Below are 12,723 nucleotides of genomic sequence, written 5' to 3'. Positions count from 1 at the left end.
GCATATATGCTATATTTGTCTCCACATGAACCAAGGGAGGAATGCACCATGCGCCATGCCGGCACACAAGAGATCGAAACGCCCCGGCTGCTTCTCCGCCGCATTGCCCCGGCGGACGCCCCGGCCATGTACCGCAACTGGGCCAGCGACCCCGCCGTCACCCGTTATATGCGGTGGGAACCCCACAAGGACGAAACCGAGACCTTCGCCCTGCTGACGGCCTGGGACGAGCTGTACCAAAACCCCGATTACTACCACTGGTGCCTGGTGGACAAGGTCACCGGCGAGGTGTTCGGCACGATGGGCTTTTGCGACGACCGGATGGGCGAGCCCGGGGCCGCCGAAACCTGGCGCAGTCTGGGCTTCGATACCTCCCAGGGGGTGTGGGAACCGGGCTACTGCATCGGCCGCGCCTGGTGGGGCAAAGGCTTCATGACTGAGGCATTGCGGGCTGCGGTGGACTACTGGTTCACCCGGACGGACAGCCGGTGGCTGGCCTGCTGTCACGCGGTGGAAAACCCCGCCAGCGGCCGGGTGATGCAGAAGGCGGGCTTTGTCTGGCACCACGACGACACCTACCACAAATTCGACGGCACGCCGGTGCCCTGCCATACCTATCTTTTGACGCGGGACGCCTGGCAGACGAGAAAGGACACACTTTGAGCGAATTATACGATATTTTGGTGGAAACGCCCCCTACCCCCACCCTGCTGCTGGCGCTGGACCAGGGGGCCTTTGACTGCGAGCGCAGTCTGAAAGAACTGGCCGCCCTGTGCGAGGCCAACCACATGGAGGCGGTGGGCGAGGTGGTGCAAAAGCGCTCCACCCCTGAGACGGGCACCGTTCTGGGCAGCGGCAAGCTGGAGGAAGCGCGCCTCGCCGCCCAGCAGCTGGGGGCCCAGTGCGCTGTCTTTGACGGTGAGCTGACCGGCAGCCAGATCCGCAATATCTCGACGGCGGTGGGGGTGGAAGTGATCGACCGCACCATGCTGATCCTGGAGATCTTCCGCAGCCGCGCCGTGACCGGGGAAGGCAAATTGCAGACCGAGCTGGCCCTTTTGAAGTACCGTCTGCCCCGGCTCCAGGGGATGGGCGAAAGCCTCAGCCGCCAGGGCGGCGGCGGGGGCGGCGGAGCAGGCGCACGGCGAGGCGCCGGCGAGACCAAGCTGGAGCTGGACCGCCGCCACATCCACGCCCGCATCGATACCCTGGCCGCCCGTCTGGCCGAAATGGAAAAGCGCCGCGGGGAGAGCCGCCGGGCCCGGGCCAAGACCGGTATGCCGGTGGTCAGCCTGGTGGGTTACACCAACGTGGGCAAATCCAGCCTGATGAACGCTTTGTGCGGCCCCAGCGTGGCCGAAGCGGATATGCTGTTCGCCACCCTGGACCCCACCAGCCGCAAGCTGGTGCTGCCCAGCGGCATGGCGGTGCTGCTGGTGGACACGGTCGGCTTTGTGTCCCGGCTGCCCCACAATCTGGTGGAAGCCTTCAAGAGCACCCTGGAGGAAGCCGCCTGGTCGGATGTCATCCTTCAGGTGGCGGACGCCTCCGATCCGCTGCGGGAGGAGCAGCTGGCCGTCACCGCCCAGGTGCTGGACAGCCTGGACTGCGCCGATATCCCCCGCATCACCCTCTACAACAAGTGCGACAAACCCGGGGCCGCCTCCTTCGACCCCGACATCCTGCTGACCAGCGCCAAGACCGGCCTGGGCCTGGACCGCCTTTTGCAGCGGCTGGACCAGCTTCTGGCCGACCGGGTGCGCACCATCCAGGTGCTGCTGCCCTACGATGCCCTGTCCCTGGCAGGCCCCATGCGCCAGCGGGGCAGCGTCCTGACCGAGGAATACCGCCCCGACGGCCTCTATCTCGAGGGCATCGTCAAGCGGGAGGACCTGCATCTTTACCAGCCCTACCTGGTCTGACCCCCGGATACGACCAAAGCCCGCCCCCATCTTCCAGGGGCGGGCTTTTTTTATAGTTTATAGAGGGTCTGTTCAGAACAGCCAGCCGAACAGCCAGTCGAACAGGTTCCAGCCGCCCGAGCTCACGCTGCCGTCGCTGCTGTCCATCAGGCGGGTGCCGGTGTAGTAGGTGGACAGGATCTGACGGTAGTCATACCCCCGCTCCTGGGCAAAGCCCACTGCGCCGCACTGGCTCATCCCCACACCGTGGCCATAGCCATAGTACGCCATGGCTGGGGTGCCGTCCTGGTCGGCGGTGAAGTCGAAGCAGTACCGGGAGCTGACGAATTGGTTCAGGTAGCGGTAGCTGCGGCCATTCACCACCAGGGTATCGTACTGCACAAAGCCGCCCAGGCTCTTGTGGCTGGTGTCGGCGCTCCGGTAGGGCTCGTCCGGGTGGCGGCTGTCGTTATACTCCAGCATCCGGTAATCCTTGCCGATCACCCGGCGCAGGATGTTGTGGTACTGCTCCTCATAGGGGCTTTCGACGCTTTGCAGGTAGGGCACATCGGTGCCCCAGGCATCCAGGGCCGAGCAGGTGCCGTACACCCCGGTCTGGGTGTTGTAGCCGGCGCTGCAGGAGAACACCGCGTCGCACACCGACCAGCCGCTGCCGTTGTCATAGACCAGCACCAGATCGGCCACATCCCGGATGGCGTTTTCCATCTTGCGGCGGGTGGCGGAAGGGATCTGATCCACCGGCGTGTAGGTCAGAGCGTTGGCCGAGGAGCCATACTGGTTCTGGTACTCCAGATAGGAGTGGATGGCGATGGCCTGGGCCTTCCATGCCTCGGCGGCGGCCCGGTCCGAGATCTCAGCATAGCTGCCGATCGAACCCAGCTCGGTGTAGGTGATGCCCACCAGGCAGTCCACCAGGTCCATCCGCACGTTGCGGCGCAGCCCCTGGCCCCGGACGTTCAGATAATCCACCGTGATCTTGTCGCTGCCTCCCAGGCCAAACAGGTCCAGCAGCCACTGGATGCAGTTTTCCTGTTCCAGTTCCCGGCTGACGGGCACCTGTGCGGTATCCGCCCCGCCGATGGTGTCCGCCGCCAAAGCCTGCGGCGCCGCCGCCAGGGTCATGACCCCGGCCAGGGCCAGAGCCGCCAGCCGTCTTGCGATGTGCTTTGTGATCTTCAAACCATTCATCCTCCTGCTATGTTTATTTTGGTAAAGTGTACCATAAACCCGCCCCGCGGGGCAAGGCTGAATTTTAACTTTTGGCCTGAGGATAGATGGAGTGGCCCCCGTTGCACAGATAGGACGCCGCGCACACCAGCACAAAGCAGCCGAAATACTCCCCGCCGAACAGCTCCAGCCCCACCAGGATGGGGGCGGCCAGGGTGTTGGTCCCCGCCGCAAACACGGCCGCATAAGCCAGGGCCGCAGCAAGGGGCACCGGCAGGCCCAGAGGCAGAGCCAGGACCGCGCCCAGCGCCGCGCCAATGGTAAACAGCGGGGCTACCTCGCCGCCCTGGAACCCCGCCGCCAGGCACACCGCCGTCAGGCAGAGCTTGGCCAGCCAGTCCCAGGCATACAGGCTGCCCCCTGCCATGGCCGCCGCCGACAGGCCCTCGCTCAGGCCGTTGTAGCGGCTGCCTGTGGCAAAGCCTATGACCGCCACCAGCGCTCCCACCAGCACGATGCGCAGGCAGGGATTGGGCAGCCAGCGGCCCAGACGGTCTTTCAGGCCGTGCAGCAGGGCCACAAACAGCCAGCCCGCCAAACCGCAGGCAGCGCCCAGCACCGCCAGCCGCAGCAGGACCGGCCCTGTCAGGGCCGGAGCCGCGATCCCCAGATCCACCGCCGACGGGGCCATCCCCAGCAGCCCGCTGACCGCCGATGCGGTCCATGCAGCCACCAAAGCCGGCAGCAGGGCGTCGTATACCGCCACCCCCGCGCGGAACAGTTCCAGCGCGAAGAATACCGCCGCCAGCGGGGTGCAGAACAGCCCCGCAAAACCGGCCGCCACCCCCGCCACCAGCAGGCGGCGCCGGTCTTGCTGCCTTTGCAGGGCCGGCGTCAGAAGGCTGGCCCCCGCCGACGCGATCTGGACGGCAACCCCTTCACGGCCCACGCTGGCCCCCAGCAGGTGGCCCAGCCAGGTAGCCCCTACCGCCAGAGGCACCAGCAGCAGGGGCACGTCCTCCCGGCGGCCTTCTTCCGCATCAAAGACCAGGGCCATGCCCCGGCTGCATTCCTTGCCCCAACGGGCGTATACCAGCCAGATCACCGCGCCGCCTGCGGGCAGCAGCACCAGCAGCCAGGGCTGCGCTTCCCGCAGGGCGGTCACCGCCAGCACGCCCCGGCCAAACACCGCCGTCAGCACCCCGGCGATCCCGCCGGCTGCCGCTGCCAGCACCACCAGCAGCGCCTCCTGCCTCGCCCGTTTCAGCCAGCCGCTGACCATCGGGCCCACACGATCCTTCATTTTTCCCACTCCTTGTTGAATTGTAGATCGGGACGCGAAAAATTTCTTTCTCCAGACCCGATTTTCACGTATTTCTCGCCGCATAAAAACGCCCCCTCAGGCCCATAAAACCTGAAGGGGCAAAATATGCCCGGTCAGCCCTGCTGCATACTTTCCAGCTTACGCTGAAGGGAAGACCAGTTGCCATCCAGATACGACATCACTGTGGTCTGCTCCCAGTCATAAAGAGCAAGCCCCCGCTGAATATCCAGGACAGGCATCTGATTGGCCTCCAGCAGGCCAGCATAGGTACCGCCCACCCAGATCTTACTCAGTTCAGCGCCCTCCGGAACAACACCTTCGGGAAGCCCTTCCGGAATGATCTTTAAAATCTCGGGGCTGTAAGGACCTGTGCAAAGATACCATACCGTTCCCTGGTTGGTATTGTATCCGATGTAATTGTTTGTTCCATCGTTGTAAATAGCGTTATAGTCCGGCATTCCTCCCAGCAGCAGCGGTGTACCTTCCGTCAGCTTGGACACATCGGTATCCCTATACTCCACAAAATCAGGACTTTCTGTACCATCGCTGTATTTATGGTCAATGTAATGCAGGACCTGCAAGGGTTCATCCGCAAAAACACTCACATTCAGTATAGATATTCCCAGACAGAATACCAGAGCAGCGGACAGAATACTGAAAAATTTCTTCATGATCACAACCTCCTCCAGACTAGGTGGCACACGCGAAACGCTTTGGTTTTTATAAGCCAGGCGTTTTTCGTTTATGTTTTAATTTTAGCATATCTATCCTGTTTTTGCAACGAAAAAAGACCGCCAGCTCATGCTGACGGTCTTTTGGTCCGAGTGGCGAGAATCGAACTCACGGCCTCTTGAACCCCATTCAAGCGCGCTACCAAAACTGCGCTACACCCGGATATTGCTGTGCGCCTTGCGGCTTACAGCTTCATTATTATACCGGACCGGACTGGTTTTGTCAAGGGTTTTTTCCCGCTTTTATGCGGCGGTCAGCCGCACCACGCCTTCTGTGCGTTCCACCGTGAAAGAGATGTCCTCGCCGTGGGTGATAGGGCCGGGGTCTGTGCCGGCCGCGTCGGGAAACACGATCTCATAGCCCAGCTCGGCGGGAAAGCCGCAGATCGCGGCGGTCACTGCGCCCTCGTCCAGAAAGACCAGCTGCAGCATCCCCTCGCTCTGTGCCTCCCGCAGGTTGTAGCTCTGGGCGCCGATCACCTGCTGGATCTCCTCCACCGGGGTATAAGGCGCAAACGTATACACCTCGTCCCAGCTGAAAGGCACCGCCTGCTCCAGGGTGATGGTGGTGTCGGTGAGGCCGGTCAGGGCCGATTTCAGCTGGTGATTGTGCCACAGCACCACCGGGCTGCCCAGCAAAGACCAGGCCAGGGCCACCAGGGCCAGCACAGCGGCCGCCGCAATATAAAATCTCTGTTTTCTCGGGTTCATGATGCAGCTCCTCCTTTATGGACAGGAAAATTTGCCGCAGGAGCGCTGCGGCAAATCGGTTCCCGTTTTCAGAATGGGATCTCTTCGTCTTCCTCCGGACCGGCGTCCTCCCACTGGCCCTCCCCTCTCCCCTCAAAGGGGATGCCGGGATACGCGGGCAGCGTCTGATTTTCCCAGGGGACGGCAAAGCTCACAGCGCCCACCCACTCGGCCCCTGCATACAGCAGGGCCTGGGCCGCGGCGGACACCGTTGAGCCGGTGGTGATCACATCGTCCAGCAAAAGCACCCGTCGTCCGGCTACCCGGTCGGCGTCTGCCCGGAACAACCCCATGGCGTTGATCACCCGTTCCTGGCCCGAAAGCCCGGCCTGCGCCGTCCCGCGGCGGGTGCGCAGCAGGGCAGCCTCGTCCACCGGGATCCCCAGGCCATGACCCAGCGGGTAGGCCATCAGGGCCGGGACATTATAAGCCCTGCCCCGCCCCGAGGACGCCATGGGCACGATCAGGTCACAGTCGGTGACCGGGTCTGCCGCAGGCCGCGGGATCTCCACCCCGCCCCGCACATCCACCCGGACCCCAAACATCTGCTGGGCCAGCAGACAGCCCAGCTGCACCGCGATCCAGGGCTTGCGGTCATACTTTGCCTGGCGGATGGCGCTGCGCACAGTGCCCTCATACCAGAAAGCGGACGCAGCCCAGGCGAGGGTCCCGGGCTGGATGCCCGAAAGAGGCAGGTTCCGGCCCTGGGGATGCCGTGCGCGGTTTTTCAGCATACCGGCGCAATCGGGGCATTGGGGCGCCCAGCCCAACACCTGCCCGCAGAAAGGGCACCGGCGGGGCAGTACAAGCCCGAGCGCCTGCCGCAGCAGGATCTCCGGCCTGGTGTAGCCGCCCAGTCCCGCCCGCATCTCAGTTCTTCCGCAGGGCGGTCAGCACGCGGACCTGATGGCCTGCGGTGCAGGAATCCACCCACCCCACCAGGAAGTAGTCCTGGGAGTTGATGGTGGACAGGGTGGTGGGATAGTAGACGCCCATGTGCCACAGATAGACCTGCATATCGTCGGCGGTCTCATAGCGGGCGCCGCCGGTGGCAGTCACCGAGGCAGCCCCCAGGTCCTGGATCAGGATGGGCTGCAGCTGCACCATCCCACGCACCGAGCCGTTCACCTCATAGCGCACGCCGATGCCGCCCGCCACAACGGGGTACAGCACATCGGTGGTGGAGGTGGTGGCAGAGGTGCCGGTCATATAGGTGTAGTTGGCGCCCCCTGCAATGGTACCCAGCACGGTACTCAGCAGGCCGCTGGTGTTGTTGGCCAGCAGGTTCAGCACCAGACTGGTCAGGTAGCCGGTGTTGCCGGTCACTTCGCTCCAGATATCGTTCAGCAGCGAGCCGGTCACCACGCCCGAGGCCAGGCCGGTGACGATCTGCATCAGCACATCGTTGGGCTGGAGGTTGGTCAGGTCATCCAGGACGGAATTGTTGTTGTTGATGCTCCAGCCGGTCAGGCAGCCATAGGTCCAGACATCGCCGGTCACATCGTCCAGCACCAGGCGGGAGATCTCCCCCGCGTCGTTGAGGGCATAGTAGCGGATATCGTTTTCGGACAGGTTCACCCCGTCCAGACGGTCCAGGCGGATGGTCTTGCCGGTGCCGTCGGCGGTGGTGTCCAGGATCTCCACGTCGTTGGCCAGCCTGTAATTGCCCAGGCTGCGGCCCGCGGCGCTGAACAGCCCGCTGACCCCCCGCTCGCTCAGGGAGGCCACGCTCTCCCCTTCGGGGGTAGCGGTGATGGACACCAGCCACCCGGTGGGGTAGCGGAGGTTCTTGTCCACCCGGACGCTGCGCACGGTGCCGTCGGTGCACAGCACACGGACGGTCTGCATGACGTCGGCGCCGTTATCGGTGATGAGGGATTTGCTGGAGGACTGCACTACGCCGTAGTAGCTTTGGTCCACCTCCTCGCCGGTGAGGATCCCCACGGCTACATCTTCCATTCCCAGCAGCAGGGTCACCACCTGGCCCACGCCGCCGCCCGACAGGGAGGAAATGCGGTAGGCCACATCGGTGCTGCCGATCTGGTAGGTCACGCCGGCCACCGTCACCGAGGTGGGGGCGGCGGCGTTGGGGGAGACGGAAGTGATCCGGCCCGAAGCCTTGTTGGTGTAGATCCACAGGGAATTCAGGCTCTCGCTGTAATAGTAGACGTCGTTGATGTTCAGCTGGGCCGAGCTGCTCACCTCATCGTTGCGGTAGACGGTGGTGGGCACGATGGGCAGCACTTCGCCGGCCTGGGCCACGAAGGGTCCCTTCAGACTGCTGGCCAGGATGGTGGAAGTGTCCACCTGTCCGTCCGAGACGGTCAGGCCGATGGTGTTGCCGTAGGTCGAGCCGCTCTTGTTGGTGGCGGTCAGGGTGTTGTACAGCAGCACGGCGCAGTCGGTGCGGGTCATGGCCTCGCCCTGGCTGCGGGTCAGGCCGCTGCGCAGGCCCAGCTCGGTGGCCTTGCTCAGCTGTGCTGCCGGGAAAGCGCCCGCCAGGTCGGTGGGGGTGAAGCCCAGCAGCCGCAGAGCGGACGCGCAGGCGGCCTCCAGGCTGACGGTGCCCTCGGGGCGGAAGGTGCCGTCGGTGTAGCCGGTCAGCCAGCCCTGCTGCACTGCGATGCGGATGTAGGGAGCGTATGCGGTGGAGCTGTTCACGTCGGTGAACAGGCTGCCCACCAGGATCTGCTCATTCACGGTTTCACGGTAGGACGAGACCATGGTCAGCATCCGGGCGAACTCCCCCCGGGTGACGGGGGCGGCCAGCTCCTCGGCGGTCTGCACATCCAGCACGCCCATGGTGCGGGCGGTCTGGATGGCCACATTGCTGTTGACGGCCGCGGCCGGCAGCGTCAGAATGGGGATCAGGATGCAGACTGCCAGCAGAAGGGACAAAAGTCGTTTCTTCATTTTCGCTTCTCCTCATGTTTCACTCAAGGCGGGGCGCTTATTCATAGCGCAGCGCCTCGATGGGGTTGAGCCGGGCGGCACGGCGGGCCGGCAGATAGCCGAAGATCACACCGATGCCCACCGAGATGCCAAAGGAGACCAGCACTGCGCTGCTGCCCGGGGTAATGGCCACCGATTCCCCCGGCATGATCAGGGGCACAGCCGCCGTGGCTGCCGCCGACAGGGCGTACCCCAGCAGGATGCCGATGACGCCGCCCAGGGCCGAGGTGGTGCCCGCTTCCACAACGAACTGGAATAGGATGGTGCGCTCCCGGGCGCCCATCGCCTTGCGAATGCCGATCTCCCGCGTGCGCTCGCTGACAGACACCAGCATGATGTTCATGATGCCGATGCCGCCCACCAGCAGGGAGATGCCCGCGATCAGGGTCAGGACCATGACCACCATGCTGATGGTCTGGTTCATCTGGGCAAGCAGCTCGCTCATGCTGTATACATAATACGCGTCTTCATCCTCATAAATTGCATACAGGGCCTGTTCCACGGCTGCCTTGGCCTGGTTGGCGTAATTCTCGTCCGCCATGATGACGGTGTAGGTGTCCACCGTGCTCTGCTGGTTGATCTTCATGGCCACCGTATAGGGCACGTAGATGCGGTCATCCTCGCCGCCCTCCTGCAGTTCGGGGTCGTTGCCCTTGGCGGCCAGTACCCCCACGATCTGGAAGCGGTAGGGGCCTACCTTGATGTCCTGTCCGATGGCGTTGCCGTTGAACGCCTCCCGGGACAGATAGTCGCCGATGACGCAGACATAGCGGTTTTCCTTGATATCCATGTACTGCAGGCCGCGGCCGTCCGCGATGGTGTAGTTGGCCATGGAGGTGTAGTCCTCATTGACCCCGTAGACGCCGGTGTAGCGGTAGGTATCCCGGCCCTCCTTGACGGTCTGGCCGCCGGAGACCTGGACGTACGGGGAGATATCCTGCAGATAGAGGGGATTGTCCTGCACCACCTGGTACATATAGTCCACGCTGGCGTTGCGGGAGGAGCCGCGGCCCCAGATGGACACCGACATACTGTTGATGCCCATGGCCGAGAAGCTGTCCCGCACCGACTGGGTCATGCCGTTGCCCAGACCCACGATGACGATCACGGCCGTCACACCGATGATGATGCCCAGCATGGTCAGGATGGTGCGCATCTTGTTGCTCCAGATGTTCTTGAGCGCCAGAATAAAGGTATCCATCAAGAGCACGGGCTCTCGCCTCCTTCCTGACCCTGGGGGGCCGGGGCTTTCTTCTGGCTGCTCTCCAGCACCGTCTCCAGGATGGGGCTGACGACAAAAGCGTCGGGCGAATGGGCGTCGCCGTCGTAGACGATGCGGCCATCCTCCAGCCGGATGATCCGGGGGGCCTGCACCGCGATGGAGTTGTCATGGGTGATCAGGATGACGGTGTGCCCCTGCCGGTTCAGCTCCTGCAGCATCCCCAGCACTTCCCGGCCGGTATGGGTATCCAGAGCGCCGGTGGGCTCGTCCGCCAGGATCAGGGGCGGATTGCGCACCAGGGCCCGCGCAATGGACACCCGCTGCTGCTGGCCGCCCGAAAGCTGGTTGGGCTTGCTTTTCAGCTTATCCCCCAGCCCCACCTGCTCCAGCACCGCTTTGGCGCGGGCATGGCGCTGGGCCCGGGGCACCCGGGCGTAGATCATGGGCACTTCCACGTTGCCCAAAAGGTTCAGCTTGGGCAGCAGATTGTACTGCTGGAACACGAATCCCAGCATCTCGTTGCGGATGGCGGCCAGTTCGCTGCGCTTCATCTTGCCCACGTCCCGGCCGTTCAGTTGATAGGTGCCGGCTGTGGGCACGTCCAGGCAGCCGATGATGTTCATGCAGGTGGACTTGCCCGAGCCGGACTGGCCCACGATGGCCACGAACTCCCCTTTTTCGATCCGCATGGTGACGTGGTCCAGGGCCTTGACGGTGGTATCGCCCATCTGGTAGAATTTGCACACCTCGTTGAATTCGATCAATGCGCTCATTTACGCCCTCCCAGGGCGGGGACAGGGTTGACCACGCCCGCGATCAGGATGCTGCCGGTGGCCTCATCCGTGGATGTACTGTAATCGTCATAGCTGAAGGTGCTGCTGGAGACATAGCCGATGATGTCCCCTTCCTGCAGGCCGCTGACGATCTCGGTGTAGTTCTGGTCGCTGACGCCGGTCTCCACCTGGACATAGACGTAGCCCTCGGGGGCCGGGGTATCGGCCAGGGCGTTGGCGGCGCTGGGGGACTCGGTGGTCACCAGCACGATGTCGCCCCGCTCCACGGCGGCGTTGGGCACCGCGATGACGCTGGAGGCCTGCTCCACCACGATATCGGCATTGACGTTCATGCCGGGGCGCAGGTCGCCGTATTCATCCACCTGGACGGTGACGGGATAGGTGGTGGTGCCGCCCTGGGTGGTGCCCACCATCGACACACGGGTCACCACGCCGTCAAAGGTACCGTTGACCGAGTCGGCGGTGACGGTGACGGGCTGGCCCACGTTGATCTGGTTGATGTCCAGCTCGTCGATGTTGATGGTCATTTCCAGGTAGCTCATGTCGTAGATGATGCACAGGTCGCTGCCGCTCTCCACCGACTCGCCGGCCTGGCGGTTCTTCTGGATCACGGTGCCGTTGATGGGCGCGGTGATGGTGTAGTTGGCCAGGGTGTCCTCGGCGTTGCGCATCGAGATCTCGCGGCTGCGCAGGCTCTCATAGGCGCTCTGGATGGTCTCCTCCAGGTCGTCGCCCGACAGTTCCAGCACGATGCCGTTCTCGGGCACCTGGCCGCCCTCGCTGATGTAGATCTTGGCCACCGTGCCCGCCGTGGAAGCGGTCAGGGTCCGCTGCTCACGGTAATTGAAGGTGGCGCTGTTGGTGGAGCTGATGCCGTTGATGGTGGCGGTAGCCGACTGGGCGGTGTTCAGCGCGCCGTTGTTGGCGGTGGAGATGGTCACGTTGCGCACCAGCACATTGCCGGTGCTGAGCGCGTCGCTGCCCGACACCTCGGTGACGGTGCCCTGCAGCACCTCAAAGGTGCCGTCCAGGGTGATCTGGGCGCTCTGGCCCACCGCAAAATGGGCAGCGTCGGCGGAGGGGAAGGTCAGCTGCAGGACCATCTGGCTGGCATCCTGCACCACGGCCACTTCCTGGCCGCTGGTGACCTCATCCCCTACCTTGACGCTGAGGGTGTAGACGGTGCCCGCCACCGGCGAGCGCACATAGCGGTAATCCGCGATCTGATCGTAGTTGCGCTGGGCCTGCTCCAGGTTGATCTGGGCCTGCTCCACATTGGTGGAAGCATCGCTGTTCTCGATCTGGTACAGCTGCTGGCCGCTGCTCACCTGGTCGCCCTCTTCAAAATCCGAGGAAAGGATCTCGCCCTGCACCAGCGTCTTGACCTTGTAGCTGTTGGCGGCATTCAGGGTACCGGTGGTGCTCAGGGTCTGGGAGATGGTGCGCCTCGTCACGGAGGCCTGGGTATACTCGGGGGCCACCTCGGCGGTCTTGGCGGTGCTGGCGTTGCGGAGTGCAATCACCACCACCAGCAGGACTACAACAACAAGCGGAATGATCCACTTGAGATACTTTTTATACTTGTTCAGGCCGGACTCGGCGGCTGCCGCGTCATCCGCCCGGGGCTGCTGGCCGGCAGGCGCGCCTTTGTTCTTTTTCCAGGTCATGTAAATCTTTCCTCCTGATCTGCTGTCTGTCCCTCCGGCAGGGCGCACAGGCCCCTTTTGCGCCGAAGGATCGCTTTCTTATTATAGCACACCGGCGAATCCAGACAAGCAAAACCACTTTTCTTTCATAAAATTTTTAAAAAGACATCCTTTTACATCGCAATTTTTTCGCCCTATTTTCACACTTTGACTGC

At 63.5% G+C, this 12,723-nt stretch carries 11 protein-coding genes and 1 tRNA gene; 2 read left to right on the top strand and 10 right to left on the bottom strand.

Going from position 1 to position 12,723, the window contains the following annotated elements:
- The first annotated feature begins 48 nt into the window (after positions 1 to 48).
- Positions 49 to 663: a GNAT family N-acetyltransferase gene (locus tag B5G12_RS00705; RefSeq protein ID WP_087322886.1), complete on the top strand. Its 615-nt coding sequence runs from the start codon at positions 49 to 51 to the stop codon at positions 661 to 663.
- The gene (hflX, locus tag B5G12_RS00700) at positions 660 to 1,922 is read left to right on the top strand and encodes a GTPase HflX (RefSeq protein WP_087322883.1); all 1,263 of its coding nucleotides are present in this window, start codon (positions 660 to 662) and stop codon (positions 1,920 to 1,922) included. Before B5G12_RS00705 ends, hflX begins: the two co-directional genes overlap by 4 nt.
- A 72-nt stretch (positions 1,923 to 1,994) precedes the next feature.
- Here hflX and B5G12_RS00695 read toward each other — a convergent pair whose 3' ends face one another.
- The 10 genes from B5G12_RS00695 to B5G12_RS00650 form a co-directional block, all read right to left on the bottom strand.
- A complete protein-coding gene (locus tag B5G12_RS00695) occupies positions 1,995 to 3,101 on the bottom strand; it encodes a sporulation protein SpoIID (protein WP_242955882.1) in 1,107 nt (368 codons plus the stop codon).
- Positions 3,102 to 3,174: 73 nt separating this feature from the next.
- Positions 3,175 to 4,392 carry a chloride channel protein gene (locus B5G12_RS00690; protein ID WP_087228001.1) on the bottom strand — a complete coding sequence of 406 codons (1,218 nt, stop codon included), beginning with the start codon at positions 4,390 to 4,392 and terminating at the stop codon, positions 3,175 to 3,177.
- A 134-nt stretch (positions 4,393 to 4,526) separates the two neighbouring features.
- Complete coding sequence (locus B5G12_RS00685) at positions 4,527 to 5,084, bottom strand: hypothetical protein (protein WP_087322877.1); 558 nt, start codon at positions 5,082 to 5,084, stop codon at positions 4,527 to 4,529.
- A 145-nt stretch (positions 5,085 to 5,229) separates the two neighbouring features.
- A tRNA-Pro gene (locus B5G12_RS00680) sits at positions 5,230 to 5,307 on the bottom strand.
- A gap of 80 nt (positions 5,308 to 5,387) precedes the next feature.
- Positions 5,388 to 5,855, bottom strand: a complete 468-nt coding sequence (locus B5G12_RS00675; RefSeq protein WP_087322874.1) for a hypothetical protein — start codon at positions 5,853 to 5,855, stop codon at positions 5,388 to 5,390.
- A 68-nt stretch (positions 5,856 to 5,923) separates the two neighbouring features.
- Positions 5,924 to 6,763 (bottom strand): ComF family protein, encoded by an 840-nt coding sequence (locus B5G12_RS00670; RefSeq protein WP_087322871.1) that lies wholly within the window; start codon positions 6,761 to 6,763, stop codon positions 5,924 to 5,926.
- Position 6,764: 1 nt separating this feature from the next.
- On the bottom strand, positions 6,765 to 8,807 hold the full coding sequence (locus tag B5G12_RS00665; RefSeq protein WP_087227998.1) for an S-layer homology domain-containing protein: 2,043 nt from the start codon (positions 8,805 to 8,807) through the stop codon (positions 6,765 to 6,767).
- 37 nt (positions 8,808 to 8,844) lie between these two features.
- Positions 8,845 to 10,047: an ABC transporter permease gene (locus B5G12_RS00660; RefSeq protein WP_087322868.1), complete on the bottom strand. Its 1,203-nt coding sequence runs from the start codon at positions 10,045 to 10,047 to the stop codon at positions 8,845 to 8,847.
- Complete coding sequence (locus B5G12_RS00655) at positions 10,047 to 10,841, bottom strand: ABC transporter ATP-binding protein (RefSeq protein ID WP_087227996.1); 795 nt, start codon at positions 10,839 to 10,841, stop codon at positions 10,047 to 10,049. The genes B5G12_RS00660 and B5G12_RS00655 overlap by 1 nt, the downstream gene beginning before the upstream one ends.
- Positions 10,838 to 12,529 (bottom strand): RND family efflux transporter, encoded by a 1,692-nt coding sequence (locus tag B5G12_RS00650; protein WP_087322865.1) that lies wholly within the window; start codon positions 12,527 to 12,529, stop codon positions 10,838 to 10,840. The genes B5G12_RS00655 and B5G12_RS00650 overlap by 4 nt, the downstream gene beginning before the upstream one ends.
- Positions 12,530 to 12,723: the final 194 nt, after the last annotated feature.

It is taken from the genome of Faecalibacterium sp. An58 (assembly GCF_002161515.1).
Lineage (GTDB): Bacteria > Bacillota > Clostridia > Oscillospirales > Ruminococcaceae > Faecalibacterium > Faecalibacterium avium.
This window is presented reverse-complemented; position numbering and strand designations above follow the sequence as displayed.